This window comes from Priestia sp. D51, assembly GCF_053345675.1.
In genome coordinates this window covers 452575-478139 of record NZ_JBLTIR010000001.1, presented here as the reverse complement: position 1 = coordinate 478139, position 25565 = coordinate 452575, and the positions used below count along the sequence as shown (strand labels likewise).

The following is a 25565-nucleotide window of genomic DNA, read 5'->3' as shown; positions in this document are numbered from 1 at the left end:
ATGAAAAGACTTCGACAAAATGCCGAAGCCACTTGCTATATTCATCTATATGTTAAAAGTCAAAGCGTGATGTAACCATCTTTTTACGTGTAAAGAAGTTCAAACCGTCTTTGCCGTTTACATGCAAATCTCCATAAAAAGAGTCTTTCCAGCCGGAGAATGGGAAGAAAGCCATGGTAGCAGGTACTCCTACGTTAATGCCGAGCATACCCGCATCTGCTTCTTCTCTAAATTGACGCACGGCTTTTGCATCTTTTGTATAAATCGTTGCTCCATTTCCAAAACGAGATTTTTCCATATAGCGAAGTGCTTCATCTAATGTGTCAGCGCGAAGCAAGCTTAGTACAGGTGCAAAAATCTCTTCTTTAGCAATGGTCATATCAGGAGTTACGCGGTCAAAAATGGTTGCCCCTAAGAAGTTGCCTTCCGTATGCTCATCCATTTCTTTACGTCCGTCACGAATGAGTTCCGCCCCTTCTTTCATGCCAAGTTCAATATAATCCAGCACCTTATCACGGTGCTCTTTTCGAATCACGGGCGTTAGAAGCACTTCATCATCAAAGCCGCTTCCCATAATTAATTCATCTGCTTTTTGCTTTAATTTTGCGACGAATTCATCGCCTTTTTCACCAACTACGACCACGGCGCTGCACGCCATGCATCGCTGGCCGGCACTTCCATAAGCCGAGCTGATAATATGGGATACCGCTTTATCCATATCGCAGTCTGGCATCACAACATGATGGTTTTTAGCTCCGGATAAAGCCTGAACTCGTTTCCCTTGAGCTGCAGCTTGTTCATAAACATACTTTGCTACCGGCTGCGATCCGACGAATGAAATCGCTTTAACTTTTTCGTGCTCTATTAATCCATTCACGACATCATGTGCCCCGTGTACAATATTTAATAATCCATCCGGTGCTCCTGCTTCTGTAAAAAGTTCAGCAAGTCGCGTTGCTAAAAGCGGCGTTCGCTCAGACGGTTTTAATACAAACGTATTTCCACATACAATGGCAAGCGGGAACATCCACAGCGGTACCATCATTGGAAAATTAAAAGGTGTGATGCCTCCGACAACACCAAGTGGGAAACGGAACATTTCAGAATCAATTTCTTCCGCTATGTTATTTAATGACTCTCCCATTAATAAAGTAGGAGCACCCGCAGCAAACTCCACGCATTCAATACCGCGCTGTACTTCACCGTAAGCTTCTTTAAAAGCCTTGCCGTTTTCTTGTACAACTAATTTCGCTAACTCTTCGTGATGCTTAACTAGTAGATGCTGAAACGCAAACATTAATCTTGCTCGTTTTGGAGCAGGAACGTTACGCCATGTTTCAAATGTTTTTTGCGCTGTTTCCACCGCATTGGCTACGTCTTCTTTTGTAGAAAGCGGTACTTTTGCAATTACTTCGCCCGTCGATGGATTAATTACCTCTCCAAATTTTTGCCCTGCCGTATCAACCCATTTTCCGCCCACGTAATTTTTTAAAACTTGCGTATCATTATTCACAACTGACATATCGCTTGGCCTCCTCAAAAAATAAGAAATGACAAATCTACCTTTATTATTGAATAAATAAATGGTGGTTGCATTAGACAAAATGTGAAACAACTCTAGATTCTCGTTTCACATTTTGCGCAGTGAACTCGGAGAAAGCATGAACTAAAATGAACATATAGTAAAATCATCCTCAGCATAAAAAAACAGCTGTTTCCAGCTGCTTACTTATCCGTTTATAAATTCCGCACGCGACTTTTTCATCATAAACAAATATTCATATGCCATAATCATAAATTCAATCGCCAATCGTTTTTCCGGCTCCATAAAATCTTCACCCAGCAGCTTTTCTAGTTTTTCAATGCGGTGATACAGCGTTTGCCGCACAATGTATAAACGCTTAGCCGTCTCTTGTTTAGATCCGTTGCATGCTAAATAAATTTTTAATGTTTCCATGAGTTTTGCATTGTACGTTTCATCATATGTAATAACGGGCTGCAGATATTCAAACACCACTTCCTGTAAGTCTTCATGCTGATGTAAAAGCGAAATAATTCGGTACATATGCAAATCATCATAAAAATGAATAATGGTTTGTTTTTGCAGCATTTCTTGAATCGAAATTGTTTCTTTAGCCGTTTCATAGCTTTTATGCATACAGTCAAGCTGTTCACAGTATTGGCCAATTCCGATAAAGCTAATAGCGTTCCGCTTTGAGTTTTCATCCGATTCGTATTGATTCATCCAGCGGTGAAGGCTGCTTTCTAATCTCTCTCTCCACGTGCTAACCATTCGTTTGTTCAAAAGAATAAATAACACTTCGCGATTTCGCTCGGAGACTAATAAGTGAAAGCCTTCTTGTTCAAAGATGCTTCGTAAGATCAGCTTAAAATACGTTCGATCAAACTTTTCCCGTCTTTGCCACTTACAGCAAACAACGATACCCCCGCGAATAGGAGAATCTGAACACACCTCGTGCATAGAATCTTTTATTTGTTCAAGAGTTAGCTCTCCGTTCATCCATTTCGTCATCCATTCAGTTTCATCTACTCTTTTTTTCTCTTCGACATACAAGTCCTTCAAAAAATGCTGAGCAAGTGCAGTTGCCGTCCGATCAACGGTGAGCACTTCAAGTTCTGTTAACGCTTCATTTATAGAGGCGACATACAGCTGAGCATAATCTTGTCCTAATAAATGAATAGGCTGCTCAGTAAAATGCGGACTCTCATTTTCCCTGCTTATATAATGAAGTAGAAGCTGCTGTTTGAGTAAGTCCATCTCCGGAGCAAAGGTAAGTAATTCATTTGAAACTTTAAGGCCGACAAGAAGCCCCGTAGATTCATATAAACACTGTAAGATAACGGCCGGGTCATTAACTGTTAACAGCAGCTGATTTAGCCGATGAGAATACTGTTCTAAATCGGAAATCATTTGATAATGCTGATTAATTAAAAGTGAGTGAACATCTTGCGTAATTTCAACGAACGGAACTTCTTCGTGAAATAAAATAATCGGAAAATCACATTCGTTCGCTTTATCAATGACAATTTGCGGAATCTTAGAAGTATAAGTGCCAAGTTCAATACACAGTCCTGATGCCTTACAAGAAATTAATTGCTGAAGAAATGATAAACAAGATTGAGGATCTTCTCCCCAGCCTACCCCTGTTGATAAAATGAGCTCGTTTCCTTTTAGCAGCTCATTAATGCGCGTCACTTCCATCACGTGCACCCACTTCACAGAATTAGTAAGCCCTTTCTCTCCAGCTATTACTTCACAGTTTACAAAATGTTTCCTTGTTAAAATCTCTGTTACTGTTAAATATGATTTCAAGTCAACACCGCCCCTAGCGAATTTCACATCATGTCTCCTGGATCATTAACGCGTATTTCGCATATGTGTAGAACAAAAGCTATATCTTCTTACATTATATTAAATATTTAGAAGAAATAAAATATTTAATAAAAGAAACGAAAAAAGCTGTAACGATAATGGATCGTTACAGCTTCTGAGCCGTTTGCTGTAATTTATTAAAAAAACCGTGGCGCTTAACCGCTTGTTCTTTAATTCGGTGAATTTCTTTTTTATAAAAACGCAAATCTTGTAGTGACACTGCATTTAACATTTCCATTTTTAATTTATCAATAATTTTTGTTTCTTCTTGTGTCATACACTGCGTAGCTTGATCCATCCGTGTCACACCCTTTTTATATTTAATAGATTTATTGTGAAAACGTTCTACTATAATATTTACTACAATTTACTAGATAACTAAACCTTTTCTCTTTCGATGTAAACGAAATGTAACAACTGTAATACAGTCAATGGATAATATCTAGTTATTTTGTTTCACATCCAAAACGAAAAAAACACAAAAACGGATCACTTTTGTCAGCCAATATAGTAAAAAACTTATAGGTCTTAGTAAAAAAAGAAAGGGATTGAGACATAACTAAATTACTTCCATCAACATCTAGGAGCACCTGCATACGTGAAACCTACGTTCACCCTACCAATAAAAAAATCCGAACGATTCATCGTTCGGATCTTCCTTCAGCTAAAATAATTTTGTCTCAGCCTTCGTTTTTATACTTGTTGAATCAGTACGGATGAAAAATACTTTCTAGCATCCGCCGTCAATATATGAAGCGTTTCTTGTTCGGTTTGATTCTTTTCGATGCGTTCAAACGTCACAAACGCCCCGCTTAGATTCTCTGTTACAGCCGTTATTTTAAATCCTTTTTGCAGCAAAAAATCAATCTTTTCCCGCTCTGCCATATATTCATGGTAACTTGACATTCCCCTGCCTCCAATCTATTTTGGCATCTGTTTTTATAACGTTAATTTTTCAGCTTCGTTAGCCGTGTTTAACTCATTAAACTTTGCTCTTTTTGTATACTGTCCATAGCCTTTTTGACCGACAAACTGCTTATCTTTTACGACAAATTCTCCTCGGCAAAGCACTGAAACCGGCTCACCTGTAACTTTCATTCCCTCAAATGCGCTATAATCAACTGCCATATGATGCGTTTTAGCTGAAATCGCACGTTCAACAGAAGGGTCAAATATAAGCAGATCCGCGTCTGCACCAACTGCTATCGTTCCTTTTTTCGGATACAGTCCGAACAGCTTCGCGATTTTTGTTGATGTTATATCCACAAACTGATTGATATTAATTCGGTTTTTCACTACTCCTTCTGAAAATAAAAGGCTCATGCGATCCTCAATAATAGGTCCTCCGTTTGGAATCTTTGTAAAATCTCCTTTTCCTAGATCTTTTTGACCGTTAAAATCAAACGAGCACTGATCTGATCCAATCGTTTGCAAGTCGCCATTACGCAGGGCATTCCACAAAACATCTTGGTTCCATTTTTCACGTAAAGGCGGCGACCATACGTATTTTGCTCCTTCAAAATCCGGTTTCTCTAAATAGGTTTGGTCAAGCGTCAAATACTGCGGACACGTTTCGCCCCAGATATTTACGCCTTTTTCCCTTGCTTCAGCAATCTTTTTAACCGCTTCAGCGCAAGATACGTGAACAACATAGAGCTGTGAGTCAGCAAGCTCGGTTAGCACTGCGGCTCTTCCCGTAGCTTCTCCTTCTATTTCCGGAGGACGAGTGAGGGCATGATAGATAGGATCAGTTTGTCCTTGCTCCAGCGCTTTTGCCGTTAAATACTCAATAACATCTCCATTTTCAGCATGTACCATCACAAGCGCCCCTAGTTTTTTAGCTTGCACTAGCGTTTGGTAAAGGGTAGCATCGTCTGCTTGAAAAACATTTTTATAGGCCATGAACACTTTAAAAGAAGTAATTCCTTCTTTTTCAATAATCGTAGGAAGCTCATTTAATACATCTTCCGTGATTTCTCCAATCATTAGATGAAAGCTGTAATCGATAGCCGCTTTTCCTTTTGATTTTTCATGCCATGTGCCGATCGCTTTTTGGAGCGGTTCGCCTTTATTGGTTAAGCAAAAATCAATAACAGTTGTCGTACCTCCAAAAGCTGCTGCTCTTGTACCTGTTTCAAAGTCGTCTTTTGTAACGGTCCCTCCAAACGGCATATCTAAATGAGTATGGGGATCGATGCCTCCTGGGAATACATAGTTGCCTTTTGCATCAATCACTTCGCATCCCTGTTCTTCAAAAGCTGAGCCAATTGCCGAAATCACTCCATTTTCAATTAAAATATCGGCTTTATACGTATCTGTTGCTGTGACTATGACACCATTTTTAACGATTTTCTTCATTTCTTCATCCCCTTTGTATTTATACGTCCAATCGCTGTGCAGCCGTCGCTTGTAAAGCAGCTTGGCGTTCATTCCACGTCATTGGCGGTTGTTCATTTGGTAATTCAATCATGGATATAGCTCCGTCCACAGGACATACAATCGAACATAAATTACAGCCTACACAATCTTCTTCTCGTACTTTTAAATAAGGTTTCCCTGAAGGATCTTTCAACATATCAATACATTGGTGAGAAGTATCTTCACAAGAAATATGACACTTATTGCAGTTAATACACGTATCAGGGTCGATGCGAGCCACTACTTTATAATTGAGATCTAAGTTGCCCCAGTCGGAATATTTTGAAACGGCTTTCCCTACAATATCGCTTACTTTTTCGATTCCTCTTTCATCCAAGTAATAGTTGAGACCTTGAATCATATCCTCTACAATGCGGAATCCGTGATGCATAGCAGCTGTACATACTTGCACACCTGTAGCACCCATGAGCATAAATTCCACTGCTTCTTGCCAGTTCGAAACGCCTCCCATACCAGATATTGGAACGTTAATAAACGGACTTCTTGCACATTCAGCAACCATGTTTAATGCAATCGGCTTAACAGCCGGGCCGCAATAGCCTCCGTGAGCGCCTTTTCCCGCTACGTGTGGAATTGTATTCCATGAATGAATGTCTACTCCTGCTAAACTATTAATGGTGTTAATCATACTAACAGCGTCGGCACCACCTCGAACCGCTGCTTCTGCTGTAACGGTAATATCTGTGATATTTGGGGTTAGCTTAACAATGACCGGCGTTTGGGCTACTTCTTTAGCCCAATACGTTTGTTTTTCAACTAAATCAGGGACTTGCCCAGAGGCAGCACCCATCCCTCGTTCTGCCATTCCATGCGGACAGCCAAAGTTCAGCTCTAATCCATCTACTCCTACATCTTCTACTTTTTTGACAATCTCATGCCATTTTTCTTGCTGAGGCTCTACCATAAGAGAGGCAATAATTGCGTGGTTAGGAAACTTCTTTTTCGTTTCATAGATTTCCTTCAAATTAACTTCAAGCGGACGATCGGTGATTAGCTCAATATTGTTAAAGCCGGCTACGCGCTGACCGTTGAAGCCAACGGCAGCAAATCGAGAGGAAACATTTAAAATCGGATCACCAAGCGTTTTCCAAACTGCGCCTCCCCATCCTGCTTCAAATGCACGCTGCACTTGATAACCTGAATTGGTTGGCGGTGCGGATGCCAGCCAAAACGGATTTGGTGATTGAATACCTGCTAAATTTGTTGTTAAATCTGCCATAGATTTCTCCTCCTCCTGATTTTAAGCTGTTTCCATTGTTTCTTTTGTTAACTGCATATGAATATTTAACGCCGTTTGTTTTCCTTGCTGAGCAGCGGTCACAACCATTGCTTCTCCTTGTCCTTTACCAAAAATGACGTCTCCGCAAGCAAATACTTTTGGATTTGATGTTTGGAACGTCTCTTGATTGATTAAGACAACTCCGTCTTCATGGTTCAGCTGGAATTGTTGAATCAAGGACAGGTAACGTTCTTGACCAATTGCTTTAACAACAGCATCCACTGGAATGGTAAACGTTGAACCTTCAACCGGAACAGGCTTCCTGCGGCCGTCTGCATCTGGATCTGTTAGGGTCATTTTTACGCATTCAATTCCGCTCACCTTACCATTTTCATCTCCAATAATTCGTATAGGAGCCGTTAACCAGCGGAATTCAACACCATCTTGTTTCGCAAATTCAAATTCAAAATCATATGCCGTCATTTCTTCTCTTGTACGACGGTATAAAATTTGAACATTTTCAGCTCCTAAGCGCACGGAACACGTAGCACCATCAATCGCAGTATTTCCCGCACCAATGACGGCTACACGCTTACCAACAAATTCTGTTGATAGCGCTCTTGACTTCGTTTTTTTCACAAAATCAATCGCATCATACACACCGTCTAGCTCTTCACCTTCAACATGTAGAGAAGGCACCTTACTCATACCAATAGCTAATACAACCGCGTCATATGACTGCAGTAATTCGCTTGGAAGAATATCTTCTCCAATTCTTACGTTTGTTTTAATTTTCACATCTAAGCTTTTTACTTGTTCAACTTCCCAGAATGAAATCGCTTGAGGAAGACGGAACGACACGATTCCATATGTATTTAACCCTCCTGCTTGTTTTTCCGCTTCAAAAATGGTTACGTCGTACCCGAATCGGGCCAGTTCTCTTGCTGCAGAGAGACCAGCCGGACCTCCCCCAACAATCGCTACCTTTTTGCCGTTGGCTTTTCCTTTCTCAAACAGCACCTGTTCATTTTGAATAGCCCAATCCGTTGCGTAGCGCTGCAAATCTCCAATCATAATTGGTTTAGTTGAATGGTTTAGCACACACGCTCCTTCACATAGTTCATCGGTTGGACAGACTCTCGAACAGCTTGCTCCTACTGGATTCGAAGACATAATCGTTTCGGCAGAGCCCTTTAAATTGCCCGATGCAATTTTTTTAATAAACGTCGGGATGTCAATTCCTGTAGGGCATGCCTGAATACAGGGTGCATCATAACAGTACAAACATCGATTAGATTCTTCGACTGCTTCTCTATTGGACAACCCTTTTTCTACTTCATTAAAGTTTTGAATGATGGACTGCAAACTTTCCGGTGATCGCATTGCATCAACCTCCCAAGAATATCTGTTGATAAAACTTAAATTGAAAGCGCTTACATATTTTTTATATACGTTATTTTCAACTTCTACTTTGTAAAATGTATTACTAACTTTATTGTACAAAACGACCGTCTTTTCTTCATTATACATTATGTTAAAAAATTCAGACTATTTACTATTCACTATGTAAAAAGCCTTGCTTTTATATAAAAGCAAGGCTGCAACTATTATTTTGCTACTTCTTTAATAATCGACACTACTAGTTCAGATGTCTTCACCAGTTCTTCTACCGGAATTTTTTCATTGGTTGTATGAATGTCTTCATAACCAACTGCTAAATTTACTGTTGGGATATCAAAGCCTGCGATTACATTTGCATCGCTTCCGCCTCCGCTTTGAAGCAGGCGTGAAGGACGATCGATATTAGCCACGGCTTTTTTAGCAACTTCGACAACATGATCTCCATCGCCAAATTTAAAGCCTGGATACATCACTTTAATATCAACTTCTGCACGTCCGCCCATTTCTTGTGCAGCTGTTTCAAACGCTTCTTTCATTTTCGCTACTTGTGCTTCCATTTTTTCTGGAATTAATGAACGAGCTTCTGCTAAAATATCGACGCGGTCACACACGATATTCGTTTGCGTTCCACCTTCAAAACGTCCAATATTCGCTGTAGTCTCTTCATCAATACGTCCAAGCGGCATTTTAGAAATGGCTCTTGAAGCAATCGTAATAGCAGAAACGCCTCGTTCAGGAGCTACACCCGCATGAGCTGTTTTTCCATAAATTGTTGCATTTACTTTTGCTTGCGTCGGCGCAGCAACAATAATGTCTCCCACTTTGCCATCGCTATCTAAAGCATAGCCGAATTTTGCCGTTACGAGACTAGAATCAAGAGCTTTAGCACCCACTAAGCCAGATTCTTCTCCTACTGTAATAATAAATTCAATTTTGCCGTGCGCGATGTTTTCTTCTTTTAATACGGTGATTGCTTCTAGCATTGCTGCTAAGCCTGCTTTATCATCCGCTCCAAGAATTGTCGTGCCGTCACTTTTAATATAGCCATCTTCAATAGATGGTTTAATACCATTTCCAGGTACGACTGTATCCATATGAGAAGTAAAGTAGATTGTGTCTACGCCTTCTTTTGTAGCTGGCAGTGTGCAGATTAAGTTGTTGGCTCCGTGGCCTGTTTTTTCTTTGGCATCATCTTCTACTACTTCGACGCCTAATGCGGTAAATTTTTCTTTTAGTACAACAGCGATTTTTTCTTCATGCTTTGTTTCTGAGTCTACTTGTACTAATTCAATAAATAAATCAACGATTCGTTGTTCATTAATCATAATATGTAATCCCTCCAAAAATAACCTACAATGGTATGTTACCATGTTTCTTTGCTGGACGCTCTTCCTTTTTATTGTGCAACATTTCAAGCGCTTGTATTAATTTTATTCGTGTTTCCCGAGGATCAATCACATCATCGACCATTCCAGCGCTTGCCGCTACGTAAGGATTAGCAAATTTTTCGCGATACTGCTCAATTTTTTCGTGTCTTGTTTCATCTGGGTTTTCGCTACCTCGAATGTCGTTTGCAAAGATAATATTTGCAGCACCTTGAGGACCCATAACAGCAATTTCTGCATTCGGCCACGAATACACAAGGTCGGCTCCAATCGATTTACTATTTAAAGCTACATACGCACCTCCGTACGCCTTTCGCAAGATCACCGTGATTTTCGGAACGGTAGCTTCGGAGTATGCATATAAAATTTTAGCACCATGTCGTATAATTCCGCCATGTTCCTGCTTGATACCTGGGAAAAAACCTGTAACATCTTCAAATGTAATAAGTGGGATATTAAATGAATCGCAAAACCGAATAAACCTTGCTGCTTTATCTGAGGAGTTAATATCTAAACTGCCTGCCATTACTTTAGGCTGGTTACACACAAGTCCGACAACTTTTCCATCTATGCGGGCAAAACCAATGACAATATTTCTAGCAAAGTCTTTTTGCACTTCAAAAAAGGAGTGCTCGTCCACTACTTGGTGAATGACTTGACGCACATCGTAAGGACGCACGGCATCAAACGGGACAACGTCTAATAAATCCGGACGGTAATGATCACTCTGTGCCTCTGAAGTTAAAGGAGGCTGCTCTTGACTAGACTGCGGAAGATAGCTTAAGAGCGTTCGTACTTGTTCTAGTACCTCTTGTTCTGTTGAACCTCTGAAATGGGCGTTACCGCTAATTTCGTTATGAACAGCTGCTCCTCCAAGATTTTCAGAGGAAATGCTTTCCCCCGTTACGGTTTCAATTACTTTTGGTCCGGTAATGAACATTTGACTTGTTTCTTCTACCATAAAAACAAAGTCCGTAATCGCCGGTGAGTACACGGCTCCGCCTGCACAAGGACCCATAATAACAGATATTTGAGGCATAACACCTGAATAAATGGCGTTTCGATAAAAAATATGACCGTATCCATCAAGAGACATGACGCCCTCTTGAATACGAGCCCCGCCTGAGTCATTTAAACCAATAAACGGCACGCCTGTTTTAGCCGCTAAATCCATTACGTGCGCAATTTTTTTAGCATGCATCTCACCTAACGCGCCTCCAAATACCGTAAAATCTTGCGAAAACAAATAGACTGAGCGACCGTTTATCTTGCCGTAGCCTGTTACTACCCCGTCTCCTGGTCCTACTTGATTATTCATACTGAAGTCAGCACACCGATGCTCAATAAACGGATTTAACTCGACAAATGTATGTTCATCCAAAAGAATTTCAATTCGTTCACGTGCCGTTAGCTTCCCTTTATGGTGCTGTTTTTCAATTTTTTCGTCTCCACCGCCTAACTCGATTTTCCGGCGCTTATCGTACAATTCATTTAATTTATCATAAATGTCAACCATGCTTCTTCTCCTCCTCTAGTGTTTTTTCACAGAGCTCATAAAGAACACCGTTTGCTGACTTAGGATGCAAAAAAGCAATGGATGCTTCCCCTGCGCCTTTTCGCGGAACATCGTCAATCATTTGTACACCTTTTTCTTTTAACTCGTTAATCCGTTCTTCAATCGTACGTACACCTAAAGCAACATGATGAAGGCCTTCACCTCTCTTTTTGATAAACGCGCCGACCGCACTGTCTTCAAAGAGTGGCTCTAATAATTCAATTTTCACGTTGCCGCACTGAATAAAAGCCACTTTTACTCCTTGTTCTTCTACTTCTTCTACTTTTAATAGAGACAGTCCTAATACCTTTTCATAAAATGGGAGGCTGCCTTCAATTGATTTTACAGCTATTCCTATGTGGTCAATTCCTTTTATCACTTTCTCACCTCTTAAAAAAGCGTTTTCATTTACACATATTCTTGAAAACAAAAGAAATCTCCTGCTCGCGTATGTACAGAAAGTTGCTTGTCTAAGCAGCGGAAGACATGTAAAATAAGAAAAAAAACGTGTAGGAGGACTTTGGTTGTATGTCTAATAAGAAAATCCAAAAAACCATTGTGTTTTTAATGCTTCTTGTCATGTTAATATCTACGCTTCTAGCGGGACTTGCGATGTGGTTTTAATCGAGACTGATGACTAAAAACATAGATGCACTGCTGTTTCTTTGTGCAATGCAAACATATAAAAAAGACTGGTGACTAGTCACCAGTCTTTTGCTGTATATTCACAATGCCTTTTTGAGCGGCTAACTCTTCAAAAGATTGATCTGTAGATACAATCCATACTTTTGTACCTAACGGGACTTGATCATATAAATGGCTTACTTCACGATTTTCTACGCGAATACAGCCATTCGATACATATTTACCGATGGAATCCGGCTGATTTGTACCATGAATGCCATAAATACGTCCGTCAGTCTCTCTTGCATCAAACCCAATCCACCTTACACCTAGAGGATTTTGAGGAGCGCCTCCTTCAATGTTACTTCTCCGATAGTAAGGATTAACAGCTTTTACTGTTACCGTGAACTCCCCTTCGGGCGTCAGATTAACTGTTTTCCCCGTTGCTACTTTAATAATTTGTTTAATTTCTTTATTTTGAATATAAGCAAGCTCATTGCTTTGTTTATTAATAATAATATAAGGATCATTTGGCAACGGATTTTCTCCTAATGGCCAAACCGGAGATAGTAGTAAAAGGATAAAAGCAAACACATGCACGTAATCCACCACCTTACGTTAGTCCTAAGTAAAAGACAAGAGAGACATCTCTTGTCTTATTTAGTGTTCGTAAGCAAGATACACAACATGCATGCTGTTTAACTTATTTTTAAGGTTTGTTTAATAACCAAATATTGTTCAATTTCTTTGACTACGTGCAGTAAATCGGCACGCGCTTCAAACTCTTCCCGCGTTTTAGGAAGCGGCATCTCTGCAAACGCTTCTCGTAAATGCTGAAGTTTGGCTAAAAATAATTTTGCTGTATTACCGGGGTGGATGGATAGACTTAATTCTTCAATGAAATCGGCAATCATGTAGCGCTGTTCTACCACCAAATCAATAGCGGTAATGAGAGGAAGCGTACGCTCAATAATTTCAAGCTGTTTTTCACGAATTTTAAAATAGCGGTAATAATAATTTTCCCCACGCACAAAATGATTTTCTACATCACGAAACGCAAGGCTTTTTGCTTTTTCTAAAATTTTTACCGTATCTGCAATTTCCTTACCGTCCCAGCTGCTGTCATTGGTTCTGAGATACAGGGCAATTTCCTTTAACATCGATCGGAAATTTTCTTCAATTTCTTGCTGATACGTGCGAAGCTCTTGATCTAAACTTGGCATATATAAATTCACAAGCAGGGCAACCCCTATCCCAATTACAATTAAGCCAAGTTCATTAAAGACGATTCCCCACGTCATATTGCCTTTGGAGTAAATATGAAGCAAAATAACGGAGCTTGTAACAATGCCTGCATTAACTTTGAATATAACCGTAACCGGGATAAACAAAAGCAGCATCAGTCCTATAACAAGTGGATGATAAGCAATCCCTTCAAAGAATATAAACGAAAACAGAATGGATAAAGAACAAGCAATAAAACGATCGCTTGCGCTTCGCAGCGATTTTTTCTTTGAATTTTGAATGCACAAAATGGTGATAATTCCAGCTGATACAAAAAACTCGAGGTGAAAGAACTGAGCTATAATAATAGCCAGTGATGTACCGACGGCTGTTTTAATTGTCCGGTACCCAATTTTAAATTTCATTTTCTAGACTCCTACATGTTGGTTTCTTTTTAGTGTGATAAAATACTCTATTCTTTATTAACACGAATAGAAAAATAACACAACCTTAAATCTTGCTGTACTTTATAAATTTCAATAAAAAAAGTGCAGAAAAGATCGTACTCTTCCTGCACTTTTTTTATTATAAAATCTTTTCTAAGAAATCTTTAGCACGCTTGCTTTTAGGGGCTGAGAAAAATTCGGCCGGAGGCGCATCTTCAACAAGCACACCGCCGTCTAAAAACAGCACACGATCCGCTACTTCTCGTGCAAATCCCATTTCATGCGTTACAATGACCATCGTCATTCCTGTTTCTGTTAGCGACTTCATTACATCTAGCACTTCTTTTACCATCTCTGGATCCAATGCTGATGTTGGTTCGTCAAACAGCATTACTTTCGGCTCCATTGCCAATGCTCTTGCAATAGCTACACGCTGCTTTTGACCGCCCGATAAGCGACTTGGAAACTCGTTGGCTTTTTGAGCAAGTCCAACTTTTTGGAGTAATTCTTTGCCTTTAGCAACAGCCGTTTCTCTTGACACGCCTTTTACCGTCATCGGAGCATACGTCAAATTTTCAAGCACTGTCATATGTGGAAACAAGTGAAAATGCTGAAATACCATTCCTACATTTTCACGCACACGCATAATGTTTGTTTTTTTATCTGTAATCACTTGACCGTTAATGGAAACTAATCCGCTCGTCGGTTCTTCAAGCAGGTTCATACAGCGTAAAAAAGTAGATTTACCAGAACCAGAAGGGCCAATAACAGCTACGACTTCTTTTTCCTTAATCGTAGTTGAAATACCTTTTAAAACGTCATTCTTACCAAATGATTTGTGTAAATTTTCAACGTTAATCACCTTTTCTCATTCTCCTCTCGACTGCTTTACCAAGGAGCGTTAAGCCCATTACCATTACATAATAAATCAACCCTGCAAAAATTAACGGTTCAAGGTAGGCGAATTTTTCTCCCCCTACAATGTAAGCACGGCGCATAATGTCGAGTGCTCCAATAACTGTAACGATAGCTGATTCCTTTGTTAATGTAATGAACTCATTCATTAAAGCAGGTAAAATATTTTTAAGTGCCTGTGGCAAAATAATTTGTCCCATCATGCGGCGATAAGGAATTCCTAACGCTAATGCCGCTTCACGCTGTCCTTTATCAACAGCTAAAATACCAGCGCGAATAATTTCAGATATATATGCTGCAGAGTTTAGCCCGAACGCAGCAACGGCCGCTGGAAACGGGGCAATATCAAACCCAAGCAGCTGAGGTAATCCAAAGTATATTAATAATAATTGCAGTACAAGCGGTGTTCCGCGAAACACAGACGTATATGCATCCGCAAACCATTGAAGAGGCTTATTGCGGCTGATTTTACATAAAGATAAAATAACTCCCAGCACAAACCCTAAAATTGCTGAAGCTAGGACTATCTGTATCGTTACCCCTATCCCTTTTAAAATATAAGGCATAGAAGGCACGATTTGCGAAAAATCCAAATTCATGCCTAGTTCCATTCCTCTCTAACTATGATTCTTATTTTTGGTCGTCAAACCACTTAACGATTAATTTATCCAATTCACCGTTTTCTTTCATTTTCTTTAATTCACGGTTAAAGTCATTCGTTAGCTTGCTGTCTTTAGGAAATGCGATTGCTGATCCTTTACTTGAATCGGGACGTCCTGTATCAGACATTTGCAAGCTTTTGTCTTTGTTCACATACCCTTTAGCTACTGTATCTTCAATAATCGCTGCATCGATACGATTTGATTTCATTTCTTGAATTAGTTCTGGAATACGGTCACGCGTTGTTACATTTACTCCGTCAACTTCTTTTGCAATTTCTTTTGCTTCGTCTGCTTGAATAGAAGAAGTTTGTACACCGACTGTTTTTCCTTTTAGTTCTTCTGCGTTTTTAATTGGCGCATCTTTCTTCGATACAATCATGTTTTTTGCTTCATAGTATACGTCTGAGAAGTCCACGTTCTTTTTACGTTTTTCAGTTGGCGTCATACCGGCTAAAACTAAATCGACTTTATTAGATTGTAAAGCTGGAATTAATCCGCCAAATTCCATATCCTTTACCTGCACGTCATAGCCTAACTTTTTACCGATTGTTTTTGCTAAATCTACGTCAAATCCGATTGCTTCACTATCACCTTTTGCCGTATCAATATATTCAAATGGTGGGTAATCTGCTGATGTTCCCATTACAAGTACTTTTTTATCTTTGTCGTCGCTGCTTGCTCCGCCATTAGACGTTCCTTCTCCTGCTCCGCATGCAGCTAAAACGCCTGCTGTTAAGAGACCAATTGCCGTTACCGATAACCACTTTTTCAATTTCATCTTCGTTCCCCCTAGTTTATTCCTTACATTATTTTTTAAAAATTAATAATATTATGAAATAAGTTTTTTACTATTGCAAGTAAATGTCGAAATTTAAATATATATTCATATAAATGTATTTTAACACAACATTATAAATATGCAATATCTTTTTTAAATATAAGTTTCACTATTTGAAAATACCTTTTCTCAACATTTTCCACTCATTAGAAAGCCTGCATACAGACGGGTAAAAAAATGCATAAAAAAAGAAGCCGTTCAAAACGGCTTCTCTCTTACACTTCTTCACAGTTCTGTTCGAACGCTTCTTGCAGCTTCATCACAACTGACATTGGCTCATGGCCTTCAATTTCGTGACGCTCTACCATTGTGATAATTTTTCCGTCTTTTAATAAAGCGAAAGATGGAGATGAAGGTGGATAACCTTCAAAGTATTCGCGTGCACGCGCAGTTGCTTCTTTATCTTGCCCAGCAAATACTGTAACCAAGTTTGTTGGACGTTTATCATAATGTACAGCGTGCGCTGCAGCAGGTCTTGCAATACCTCCTGCACAACCGCAAACTGAATTCACCATTACAAGCGTTGTGCCAGGCTGTTTAAACGTTTCATCTACCGCTTCAGCCGTCGTTAATTCTGTATAACCAGCAGCTGTAATTTCTTTACGGGCCTGACGAACAACGTCGTTCATAAACAAGTTAAAATCGATATTCATTTTCATACCTCCCTTTTGCTATCTATCCTTTATCATAGCAAACGAAAACTAAAAAGGCGATTGCTTTGACTCATTTTTTCTTGGTAATCAAGATTAAACAAGAAAAGAAATGGTGATACTGTTTTTACAGCTAGAAAACCATACTCTTAACTCCCTAGTGTAGAAGGATCCGCATAAAATGCAGGATCCTTTTTTACATTTCTTTCATCGCCTGCTGATAGATTTTAATCAAGTGTTGGAGAGCTTCAGCCATTGTGGCATCTCCGGTCATCATTTGTTTTTCAACATCCCCTAATGTTTGCTTAACTAAAGGATGTTCATAAAATGATTCTTGTAAATATTCATTAACACTTGCTTGTAACCATGCCTTCATTTGCTTTTGTCTTACTGCATAAAACAGATCTTTTTTATTCATCCATTCCTTATAGTCACAAATTATCTGCCATAAATGTTGAAACGACGCTTCTTCATAAGCAGAAGTTGTGATGACCTGTGGTTTCCACCCTCCGGAATGACCGTGAAGAAAACCGATGACACTTTTGTATTCTTTTGCAGTCACTTCTGCTTTTAGCCGGTTATCCCCGTCTGCTTTATTTACACAAATTAAATTAACCCATTCAAGCAGCCCTTTTTTAATTCCTTGCAAATCATCTCCTGCTCCGGTTAAAGCAAGCAAAACAAAGAAGTCTACCATCTCTTTTACAATCATTTCACCTTGGCCAACACCCATCGTTTCGACAAATATGATGTTATACCCAGCCGCTTCACAAAGAAAAATGGCTTCTCTCGTTTTAAGATGAACACCTCCAAGCGTTCCTTGAGAAGGTGAAGGACGGACAAAAGCGTTCTCTTGTTTGGCAAGCAGCTCCATTCTGGTTTTATCTCCTAAAATACTTCCTCCAGACAAGGTACTGCTTGGATCGACTGCTAAAACTGCAACGGAATGGCCATTTTTGCATAGATACGATCCAAATTTGTCAATCAGCGTACTTTTTCCTGCTCCTGGTACGCCAGTAAAACCAATGCGCACTGAATGCCCCGTATGGGGATAGATTTCTTTAATCAGCTGTTGTGCTATTGCTTTATGCTTCGGCGCTTTACTTTCAATTAAAGTAATGGCTTGAGCTAACGCTGTTCTTTTCCCTTCAAGCAGCCCTTGTTTATAATCTTGTACCGTTTTTAATTTCACCAATTGTCTTCACCAACTATTCTTCTAACCGTTTCTTTATTTCATGTAAGACGGAAACGGCCGCTTTTGGGATTACTGTTCCAGGTCCAAAGATTGCAGAAGCGCCATGCTCTAAAAGAAATGAGTAGTCTTGTTTAGGAATAACGCCTCCGACAATAACAACGATATCGTCGCGCTCTAATTTCTTTAACTCATCAACAAGCTGCGGCAGTAACGTTTTATGCCCGGCTGCCAAAGAGCTTATCCCAATCACATGTACGTCGTTTTCTACAGCTTGCCTTGCTGTCTCTTCAGGCGTTTGAAATAAAGGGCCAATATCCACATCAAATCCAAGGTCAGCAAAGGCTGTTGAAATCACTTTTGATCCTCTGTCATGACCGTCTTGCCCCATTTTCGCCACTAAAATCCTTGGGCGTCTTCCTTCTTCCTCTAAAAATTCAGCCGTGAGCTTTCGAACTTCTTCGATTTGATCTCGATGCGCAAACTCCGCACTGTATACCCCGCTGACTGACTTAGAAGTAGCCTGATGTCTTCCAGCCACTTTCTCAATCGCTTCTGAAATTTCACCTAGTGTAGCTCTAGCTCTTGCAGCTTCAACCGCAAAAGCAAGGAGATTCCCTTCGCCTGTTTTGGCACAAGTGGTCAGTCGATTAAGCGCTTCAAGTACCGCTTGTTCGTTACGTTCACTGCGTATTTTCTTTAGCTTTTCCAGCTGCTTCATTCGAACTGCTGTGTTATCAATATCAAGAATATCAAGCGGTTCTTCTTGCTCCGGCTGAAACTGATTCACACCTACAATAATTTCTACCTGCGAGTCTATTCTTGCTTGTCTGCGCGCAGCAGCTTCTTCTATCTTCATTTTAGGTACGCCTGCTTCTATTGCTTTTGTCATTCCGCCGAGCTGCTCTATTTCTTCAAGGTGCTTCCACGCTTTTATCATTAATTCATTCGTTAATGATTCCACATAATAAGAGCCTCCCCAAGGATCAATGACGGAACAAATCTCCGTTTCATTTTGCAAATAAAGCTGCGTATTTCGAGCAATTCTAGCTGAAAAATCAGTCGGAAGAGCAATCGCTTCATCCAGTGCGTTTGTATGAAGCGATTGCGTATGTCCTGACACTGCAGCCAGAGCTTCGACGCATGTTCTAATAACATTATTAAATGGATCCTGCTCGGTTAAGCTCCATCCGGACGTTTGAGAATGCGTTCTAAGAGCAAGTGATTTAGGGTTGTCCGGCTCAAACTGTTTCATGAGTTTTGCCCACAGCAGCCTCCCCGCTCTCATTTTCGCTACTTCCATAAAGTAGTTCATTCCAATTGCCCAGAAAAAGGATAGTCTCGGTGCAAACGCGTCAATTGAAATTCCTGCTTTCAAGCCGGTTCGTACATATTCAAGTCCATCTGCAAGCGTATAAGCAAGCTCTAAGTCTGCTGGAGCGCCTGCTTCTTGCATATGATAGCCTGATATACTAATACTGTTAAATTTCGGCATATGCTCCGCTGTATATTTAAAAATATCCGCAATGATTCGCATGGACATTTCAGGAGGATAAATATACGTATTGCGCACCATATATTCTTTTAAAATATCGTTTTGAATCGTTCCAGCCAGCTTTTCTTTTTTTACTCCTTGTTCTTCAGCTGTTACGATGTAGAAAGCTAAAATAGGAAGAACCGCCCCGTTCATCGTCATCGACACGGACATTTGATCAAGCGGAATCCCTTCAAACAGCTGCTTCATATCAATCATTGAATCAATTGCCACTCCTGCTTTTCCTACATCTCCAACAACTCTTGGATGATCAGAGTCATAGCCGCGGTGGGTAGCTAGGTCAAAAGCAACAGACAGTCCTTTCTGTCCAGCAGCTAGGTTTCGGCGGTAAAAGGCATTGCTTTCCTCCGCCGTTGAGTATCCTGCATACTGTCTAATCGTCCAAGGCCGATTCACATACATCGTTGCATACGGTCCTCTCACAAACGGTGGAATACCAGGTGCAAAGTGAATAAAGTCGAGGTCATCTCTGTCTTTTTTTGTATATAATGATTTTAATTCAATTTGTTCATTTGTTTGAAAAGCAGTGAATGAACTTTGAGTCACGTCCTCTTCCCTTTGCTGCTTTGAAAATGATAATGGAATATTAGAAAAAGAAGGCTTTTTATACATGAACTTCTACCTCCAAAGCACATAATAACTTCTTAACGCATTGAATAACATTTGTCTTAGGATGTATGACGCTCATTACACCTTTTTGCTGCCACTGCGTTTTGCGTGATACGTATTCTTCCCCTACTACGTACACATAAACGGAATCTTCCTCAAAATAAGTCATCGCTTTTGTTAAGAGCTTTTCCACGAGTTCATCACTTCCACAGATTACATATGCTTCGTGCTTTTGTTCATTCATCCAATCTGCTATCTCGACGTAGGAATCTATGTTTTTAATTGTTTCACACGCAAAGCCTGCGCTTTCAAATAAAGACCGGGCAATCTCAGCTTTTTTATGGCTGCTAGGATCGGCGAGCTCCATAATGCCAATGCTCATTCCCTTTGTATAAACCCGTATTTTTTCAAACTTCTCTGCTGCTCTCCACTTAGTGAGCGGCACAACACTGTCTGGCTGTGACTGCTTCGCCATTTGTTTTAGCATCCACCCTGCTGTTACCCCTTTAGATGCTAGCTTTGTATAGTCCTCTAGCGAAAGATTTGATAAAAATTCCGAAGTGTTCTGGTCACTGTATTTATTCATTTTTCTTTCTTCTTTTTTAGACAGAGTGCTTTTTATCTCTTCAGATGCAGCGTGTTGCTTAGGAGCATAGTGTGTGACTCCGATCAAGCGCTCAATTCGGCACTCTATATCTTCTTGTCTTTTTACTCTCATTTGTTCAACTTCATCTTGAATTCGCCCTTGTTTTAAAGCTTCTTCCATTCCGCCGTGGTCTTCAATGTTGCCAAATAACTCCCAAGCTTTTGTCATTAATTCATGTGTGTAAGCTTCAACGTACCAAGAGCCTCCGGCAGGATCCATTACTTTTGATATATGTGTTTCGTGCTGCAAAATTAAGTGAGTATTACGGGAAAGGCGATGAGCGAACTGAGAAGATGAGGATGTAACGGAATCATATGGTTCAATATGCAGACTATCCGCTCCTCCTACAATAGAAGCAAACGCTTGAACCGTGCTCCTTAATGCATTTGTATACATATCTTCTTTAGACTGTGTAAGACGTGACGTTTCCGTATGAATAAACGGCACTGAAACGGCCGTGTCATCAAAAGCACGAACTACATTTGCCCAAAGCATGCGAAAAGCACGAAGTTTTGATATTTCCATAAATAAATGTGAGCTAACTGAAAAAGAAAAGGTCATGTGAGGTAAAACTTGATGTAAGGACAGACCGCGTTTCATGCATTCATCAATATACTGCACTCCTGTAGCAAGCATATAAGCTAGTTCTTGAACAGCGTTTGCACCGCTGTTATGGTAAGGAATGCTTGATACAATGATCGTTTTGAGCTCTGGAACATTACTGTGAGCCAAACGCGTTGCGTAAGCTAAATGATCGTATAAATCTCGAGTAGAAAGTGGAACTCTCCCGTATTCAGCAAGAGTGCCGAGCGGATCCATTCCAACCGTACCTGTTAGCTGTCTCATATCAAAGTTATGATCAACACAGTATGCTTTTAGAAACGAAAGAAGTGGAACGGATGTACATCCCGTATTTAAAAATAAAGGCACAGCTTCAAGAGCTACATGCTGAAACAAATGAGCAACATCCTCTAAAGTAGAAATTGTAGCGCCTGAGGCTACTTCAGCTTCAGTTGCTTCATCAACGTCTTTTCCTTGCCTCATTGCTTCACTGCACGTAAAAGCGGCCGTATTTTGTCCATTTCTTAAACTGTGTAAAAGAAGTTTATTGCTTTCTTTAATAGAAGGTAAGTCGATTTTTTGGGTGATTTCCCATTCCCCTAGTATGTATGATTCTTTACCGGCTCCTCTTAAACAATCTATTCCCGCCGGACTCTGCTGCAAGTAGTCTAAATGTGCCGTATCACTTTCAAAATAAAGCGGTTTCAAAAAGATGTTTTCTAACGTTTCTTTTGAGCGGAGCGCGGTGTTTTTGCTAACTTCCTGTGCCCAATCTTCTTTAGGTGTACGTGTAAATTCATGAAATGATAATGTATTTGTTTTCATTTCCATGCCCCTTTACAGTTAATAGCTGCCTGCTAGACCTAGATGATTACACTTTGAAGTTTGATGATTCTTCTTTTATTTTAATACATCTTTTACAAATTGTTCAATCATTGCTTCAAAATAAAAAAGCAAATGGAGAAAGCTCCATTTGCTTTTTTTAATAGACGGACGTATTCTCTTTAGACGTAGATTCTAAAATCTCTTTAACTCTTGCCAAGAACCTGCCGCACACCAAGCCGTCCAACACGCGGTGATCAAGTGATAAACATAAGTTAACCATATCTCGAACAGCAATCATGTTATCAATAATAACCGGACGTTTTACAATAGATTCTACTTGTAAAATAGCCGCTTGCGGGTAATTAATAATCCCCATTGATTGCACGGAACCAAATGAGCCTGTGTTGTTAACAGTAAACGTTCCGCCCTGCATGTCTTCAGACTTCAATGAACCCGTACGAACTTTTTGCGCAAGCTCTGTAATTTCACGCGCAATGCCTTTGATTGTCTTTTCATCGGCTTGTTTAATAACCGGCACAAATAAAGCATCGTCTGTTGCAACAGCAATAGATACATTAATATCTTTTTTCTGAACAATACGGTCTCCTGCCCACATTGAATTCATTTGAGGGAATTCTTTTAAAGCCTGAGCCACTGCTTTTACGAAGAACGCAAAATAAGTTAAGTTAAAACCTTCTTTTTGTTTGAACTCCGTCTTTAATGCATCACGATAAGAAACTAAGTTCGTTACATCAACTTCAACCATTGTCCATGCATGCGGAATTTCGTGTTTACTGCGAAGCATATTTGCTGCAATAGCTTTACGCACGCCTGAAACAGGGATTTCTTGATCTCCGGCTGCAGACACAACCGGCGCGGGTTGCTTCGTTTTCGGAGCAGCTGCCGCTACGGGTGCTTCTGGCTGAACTGTTGATGCAGGTGTTTCTTTCACTTCAGCAGCTCCGCCTTTTTCGATAACAGCTAAAATATCTTTTCTCGTAATGCGGTCGCCCGCTCCTGTTCCTGTCACGGTATCTAAATTAATATTATGTTCTTGTGACAGACGCATAACAGCTGGAGAGTATCGGCTTTTATTGGATTGACTGTCCGCTGTTTTTGGCGCTGATTCTTCTACAGTCTTATCAGACGTTTTCTGTTCTTTTTGAGGTACAGTTCCTTCTACTTCAATTAAACAAATCACTTCTCCCACGGGTAAAGTATCATCTTCACCTGCAATTAACTCTTTAATTGTTCCACTAAAAGAAGAAGGCACTTCAGCATTTACTTTATCCGTCATGACTTCAGCTAACGGGTCGTACTTATTTACGTGATCTCCAACAGAAACGAGCCATTTGCTAATTGTACCTTCTGTTACACTTTCACCGAGCTGCGGCATCGTAATTTTTTCAATAGCCAATTGATACAACTCCTTTTAAAATTGAGCTAATTCTCTCATTGCTTTTTCTACTTTATCTGGATTCACCATAAAATATTTTTCCATTGTTGGTGCATACGGCATAGCTGGAACATCAGGGCCAGCAAGGCGCTGAATTGGCGCATCTAAATCGAATAAGCAGTGTTCAGCAATAATAGCTGCTACTTCGCTCATAATGCTGCCTTCTTTGTTGTCTTCCGTTAAAAGCAGGACCTTACCTGTTTTAGAGGCTGCTTCAATAATAGCTTCTTTATCAAGCGGATAGACCGTTCTTAAATCTAAGATGTGTGCTGAAATACCGTCTGCTTCTAGTTTTTCAGCAGCTTGAAGAGCAAAGTGTACACAAAGACCATATGTAATAACCGTGATGTCGTCTCCTTCTCTCTTTACATCTGCTTTGCCAATCGGCAGGACATAATCATCTTCAGGGACTTCTCCTTTAATCAAACGGTACGCACGCTTATGCTCAAAGAAAAGAACTGGGTCATCATCACGAATAGCTGCTTTTAATAATCCTTTTACATCATAAGGCGTAGAAGGCATCACAATCTTTAACCCTGGCGTATTGGCAAACAGTGCTTCAACAGATTGAGAATGATAAAGAGCACCGTGAACTCCGCCGCCGTACGGAGCTCGAATTGTAATTGGACAACTCCAATCATTATTAGAACGATAGCGAATTTTCGCTGCTTCTGACACGATTTGATTGACTGCAGGCATAATAAAATCAGCAAATTGCATTTCCGCAATCGGACGCATGCCGTACATTGCCGCTCCGATTCCTACGCCTGCAATGGCGGACTCTGCAAGAGGTGTGTCAATGACTCTTTCTTCTCCGAACTGTTCGTACAGTCCGTTGGTTGCTTTAAATACGCCGCCTTTTTTCCCTACGTCTTCTCCTAATACAAACACGCGGGAATCTCTTTCCATTTCTTCACGAATGGCCATTGTTACTGCATCAATATATGAAATAACCGGCATATATTCTCCTCCTTACTCACCGTACACGTATTTTAAAGCCGATTCCGCTTCTGCATAAGGAGCGTTTTCAGCATAATCTGTTGCATCATTAACGATATTCATAATATCATCAAGCATTTGTTTTTCTCGTTCATCGGTTAACACGTTAACCTCTTTTAAATAAGCCGCAAAGTACGCAAGCGGATCACTCTTTTTAGCTTCAGACAATTCTTCTGCTCCGCGATATGCACGATCATCGTCATCACTTGAATGGGCAGTCAAGCGCTCTGAAACAGTTTCAATAAGAGTAGGCCCTTCTCCTCTGGATGCACGATCTCTTGCTTCTTTTACCACTCGGTATACTTCAAGGACGTCGTTTCCATCAATTGTGTAGCCCGGCATACCATATCCAATCGCACGATCAGATACTTTTGCGCATCCTAGCTGCTTTTCAACCGGAACAGAAATCGCATACTTGTTATTTTCACACATAAAGATAACAGGAAGCTTATGAACACCTGCAAAGTTCGCGCCTTCATGGAAATCTCCTTGGTTAGAAGATCCTTCTCCAAACGTGACAAACGTGACTAAGTCTTTTTTCTCCAACCGTCCTGCTAAAGCGATTCCTACTGCATGAGGCACCTGTGTTGTAACGGGAGAAGATCCTGTTACAATTCGCTTTTCCTTATGGCCAAAGTGACCTGGCATTTGACGACCTCCTGAGTTTGGATCTTCTGCTTTAGCAAACCCAGAAAGCATTAAATCGCGCGCAGTCATTCCAAATGCCAGCACAACCCCGAGATCGCGGTAATAAGGTAATATGTAATCATTCTCTCTGTTTAAGGCAAAAGCTGCGCCAACTTGAGCGGCTTCTTGACCTTGACATGAAATAACAAAAGGCACCTTCCCTGCACGGTTTAATAGCCACATACGCTCATCAATTTTTCGTGCAAGCAGCATAGTGCGGTACATTTCAAGTACTTGTTCATCAGTTAATCCTAATGATTCATGACGGTTTTTTGTCATGTTT

General features: G+C 40.3%; 23 protein-coding genes. 1 reads left to right on the top strand and 22 read right to left on the bottom strand.

Annotated elements, in window-relative coordinates:
- Positions 1-52: 52 nt before the first annotated feature.
- The 10 genes from ACNHOZ_RS02530 to mce form a co-directional block, all read right to left on the bottom strand.
- On the bottom strand, positions 53-1522 hold the full coding sequence (locus ACNHOZ_RS02530) for a CoA-acylating methylmalonate-semialdehyde dehydrogenase (protein WP_099331272.1): 1470 nt from the start codon (positions 1520-1522) through the stop codon (positions 53-55).
- 207 nt (positions 1523-1729) lie between these two features.
- The gene (locus ACNHOZ_RS02525; protein ID WP_098112926.1) at positions 1730-3361 is read right to left on the bottom strand and encodes a PucR family transcriptional regulator; all 1632 of its coding nucleotides are present in this window, start codon (positions 3359-3361) and stop codon (positions 1730-1732) included.
- A 139-nt stretch (positions 3362-3500) separates the two neighbouring features.
- Positions 3501-3692, bottom strand: a complete 192-nt coding sequence (locus ACNHOZ_RS02520) for a hypothetical protein (RefSeq protein WP_013059103.1) — start codon at positions 3690-3692, stop codon at positions 3501-3503.
- 395 nt (positions 3693-4087) lie between these two features.
- Entirely contained in the window at positions 4088-4300 is a 213-nt protein-coding gene (locus ACNHOZ_RS02515; protein ID WP_048019782.1) for a hypothetical protein, read from the bottom strand.
- Between the two features lie 33 nt (positions 4301-4333).
- A complete protein-coding gene (gene hydA / locus ACNHOZ_RS02510) occupies positions 4334-5752 on the bottom strand; it encodes a dihydropyrimidinase (RefSeq protein WP_033579723.1) in 1419 nt (472 codons plus the stop codon).
- A gap of 19 nt (positions 5753-5771) precedes the next feature.
- Positions 5772-7052: an NAD-dependent dihydropyrimidine dehydrogenase subunit PreA gene (gene preA, locus ACNHOZ_RS02505; RefSeq protein ID WP_033579722.1), complete on the bottom strand. Its 1281-nt coding sequence runs from the start codon at positions 7050-7052 to the stop codon at positions 5772-5774.
- A 21-nt stretch (positions 7053-7073) separates the two neighbouring features.
- Positions 7074-8435: an NAD(P)-dependent oxidoreductase gene (locus ACNHOZ_RS02500; RefSeq protein WP_048019780.1), complete on the bottom strand. Its 1362-nt coding sequence runs from the start codon at positions 8433-8435 to the stop codon at positions 7074-7076.
- A 224-nt stretch (positions 8436-8659) separates the two neighbouring features.
- Positions 8660-9778, bottom strand: coding sequence for a tripeptidase T (locus tag ACNHOZ_RS02495; protein WP_013084962.1), 1119 nt, complete (start codon positions 9776-9778; stop codon positions 8660-8662).
- A gap of 25 nt (positions 9779-9803) precedes the next feature.
- Positions 9804-11354 carry an acyl-CoA carboxylase subunit beta gene (locus ACNHOZ_RS02490; RefSeq protein ID WP_048019779.1) on the bottom strand — a complete coding sequence of 517 codons (1551 nt, stop codon included), beginning with the start codon at positions 11352-11354 and terminating at the stop codon, positions 9804-9806.
- A complete protein-coding gene (gene mce, locus ACNHOZ_RS02485) occupies positions 11347-11772 on the bottom strand; it encodes a methylmalonyl-CoA epimerase (protein WP_028411573.1) in 426 nt (141 codons plus the stop codon). Before mce ends, ACNHOZ_RS02490 begins: the two co-directional genes overlap by 8 nt.
- A gap of 149 nt (positions 11773-11921) precedes the next feature.
- On the opposite strand from mce, the gene prli42 reads away from it, so the two are divergent.
- On the top strand, positions 11922-12017 hold the full coding sequence (gene prli42 / locus ACNHOZ_RS02480) for a stressosome-associated protein Prli42 (RefSeq protein WP_149917156.1): 96 nt from the start codon (positions 11922-11924) through the stop codon (positions 12015-12017).
- 75 nt (positions 12018-12092) lie between these two features.
- Here the strand turns inward: prli42 and ACNHOZ_RS02475 are convergent, their stop codons facing one another.
- The 12 genes from ACNHOZ_RS02475 to ACNHOZ_RS02420 form a co-directional block, all read right to left on the bottom strand.
- Positions 12093-12617, bottom strand: coding sequence for a L,D-transpeptidase (locus ACNHOZ_RS02475; RefSeq protein WP_014458269.1), 525 nt, complete (start codon positions 12615-12617; stop codon positions 12093-12095).
- A gap of 98 nt (positions 12618-12715) precedes the next feature.
- Positions 12716-13666, bottom strand: a complete 951-nt coding sequence (locus ACNHOZ_RS02470) for an aromatic acid exporter family protein (protein WP_013059112.1) — start codon at positions 13664-13666, stop codon at positions 12716-12718.
- Positions 13667-13826: 160 nt separating this feature from the next.
- Complete coding sequence (locus ACNHOZ_RS02465) at positions 13827-14549, bottom strand: amino acid ABC transporter ATP-binding protein (RefSeq protein ID WP_028411574.1); 723 nt, start codon at positions 14547-14549, stop codon at positions 13827-13829.
- On the bottom strand, positions 14542-15201 hold the full coding sequence (locus ACNHOZ_RS02460) for an amino acid ABC transporter permease (RefSeq protein WP_013059114.1): 660 nt from the start codon (positions 15199-15201) through the stop codon (positions 14542-14544). Before ACNHOZ_RS02460 ends, ACNHOZ_RS02465 begins: the two co-directional genes overlap by 8 nt.
- Before the next feature lie 31 nt (positions 15202-15232).
- Positions 15233-16036 carry a transporter substrate-binding domain-containing protein gene (locus ACNHOZ_RS02455; protein WP_026106695.1) on the bottom strand — a complete coding sequence of 268 codons (804 nt, stop codon included), beginning with the start codon at positions 16034-16036 and terminating at the stop codon, positions 15233-15235.
- A gap of 281 nt (positions 16037-16317) precedes the next feature.
- The gene (locus ACNHOZ_RS02450; protein ID WP_028411575.1) at positions 16318-16755 is read right to left on the bottom strand and encodes a BrxA/BrxB family bacilliredoxin; all 438 of its coding nucleotides are present in this window, start codon (positions 16753-16755) and stop codon (positions 16318-16320) included.
- A 193-nt stretch (positions 16756-16948) separates the two neighbouring features.
- Complete coding sequence (gene meaB / locus ACNHOZ_RS02445) at positions 16949-17944, bottom strand: methylmalonyl Co-A mutase-associated GTPase MeaB (RefSeq protein ID WP_033579718.1); 996 nt, start codon at positions 17942-17944, stop codon at positions 16949-16951.
- Positions 17945-17960: 16 nt separating this feature from the next.
- On the bottom strand, positions 17961-20111 hold the full coding sequence (gene scpA / locus ACNHOZ_RS02440) for a methylmalonyl-CoA mutase (RefSeq protein ID WP_048019778.1): 2151 nt from the start codon (positions 20109-20111) through the stop codon (positions 17961-17963).
- On the bottom strand, positions 20104-22140 hold the full coding sequence (locus tag ACNHOZ_RS02435; RefSeq protein WP_048019777.1) for a methylmalonyl-CoA mutase family protein: 2037 nt from the start codon (positions 22138-22140) through the stop codon (positions 20104-20106). Before ACNHOZ_RS02435 ends, scpA begins: the two co-directional genes overlap by 8 nt.
- A 157-nt stretch (positions 22141-22297) precedes the next feature.
- Positions 22298-23557: a dihydrolipoamide acetyltransferase family protein gene (locus ACNHOZ_RS02430; protein ID WP_048019776.1), complete on the bottom strand. Its 1260-nt coding sequence runs from the start codon at positions 23555-23557 to the stop codon at positions 22298-22300.
- Between the two features lie 15 nt (positions 23558-23572).
- Positions 23573-24556 (bottom strand): alpha-ketoacid dehydrogenase subunit beta, encoded by a 984-nt coding sequence (locus ACNHOZ_RS02425; RefSeq protein WP_013084975.1) that lies wholly within the window; start codon positions 24554-24556, stop codon positions 23573-23575.
- A 12-nt stretch (positions 24557-24568) separates the two neighbouring features.
- Positions 24569-25561 (bottom strand): thiamine pyrophosphate-dependent dehydrogenase E1 component subunit alpha, encoded by a 993-nt coding sequence (locus ACNHOZ_RS02420; RefSeq protein WP_014458261.1) that lies wholly within the window; start codon positions 25559-25561, stop codon positions 24569-24571.
- Positions 25562-25565: the final 4 nt, after the last annotated feature.

Coding starts and splice junctions, on each gene's coding strand:
- ACNHOZ_RS02490 (WP_048019779.1), bottom strand. CDS start 11,354: ATGGTTGACATTTATGATAAATTAAATGAATTGTACGATAAGCGCCGG.
- scpA (WP_048019778.1), bottom strand. CDS start 20,111: ATGTATAAAAAGCCTTCTTTTTCTAATATTCCATTATCATTTTCAAAG.
- ACNHOZ_RS02460 (WP_013059114.1), bottom strand. CDS start 15,201: ATGAATTTGGATTTTTCGCAAATCGTGCCTTCTATGCCTTATATTTTA.
- hydA (WP_033579723.1), bottom strand. CDS start 5,752: ATGAAGAAAATCGTTAAAAATGGTGTCATAGTCACAGCAACAGATACG.
- ACNHOZ_RS02450 (WP_028411575.1), bottom strand. CDS start 16,755: ATGAATATCGATTTTAACTTGTTTATGAACGACGTTGTTCGTCAGGCC.
- ACNHOZ_RS02435 (WP_048019777.1), bottom strand. CDS start 22,140: ATGAAAACAAATACATTATCATTTCATGAATTTACACGTACACCTAAA.
- ACNHOZ_RS02520 (WP_013059103.1), bottom strand. CDS start 3,692: ATGGATCAAGCTACGCAGTGTATGACACAAGAAGAAACAAAAATTATT.
- ACNHOZ_RS02420 (WP_014458261.1), bottom strand. CDS start 25,561: ATGACAAAAAACCGTCATGAATCATTAGGATTAACTGATGAACAAGTA.
- ACNHOZ_RS02470 (WP_013059112.1), bottom strand. CDS start 13,666: ATGAAATTTAAAATTGGGTACCGGACAATTAAAACAGCCGTCGGTACA.
- preA (WP_033579722.1), bottom strand. CDS start 7,052: ATGGCAGATTTAACAACAAATTTAGCAGGTATTCAATCACCAAATCCG.
- ACNHOZ_RS02425 (WP_013084975.1), bottom strand. CDS start 24,556: ATGCCGGTTATTTCATATATTGATGCAGTAACAATGGCCATTCGTGAA.
- prli42 (WP_149917156.1), top strand. CDS start 11,922: ATGTCTAATAAGAAAATCCAAAAAACCATTGTGTTTTTAATGCTTCTT.
- ACNHOZ_RS02530 (WP_099331272.1), bottom strand. CDS start 1,522: ATGTCAGTTGTGAATAATGATACGCAAGTTTTAAAAAATTACGTGGGC.
- ACNHOZ_RS02495 (WP_013084962.1), bottom strand. CDS start 9,778: ATGATTAATGAACAACGAATCGTTGATTTATTTATTGAATTAGTACAA.
- ACNHOZ_RS02515 (WP_048019782.1), bottom strand. CDS start 4,300: ATGTCAAGTTACCATGAATATATGGCAGAGCGGGAAAAGATTGATTTT.
- ACNHOZ_RS02500 (WP_048019780.1), bottom strand. CDS start 8,435: ATGCGATCACCGGAAAGTTTGCAGTCCATCATTCAAAACTTTAATGAA.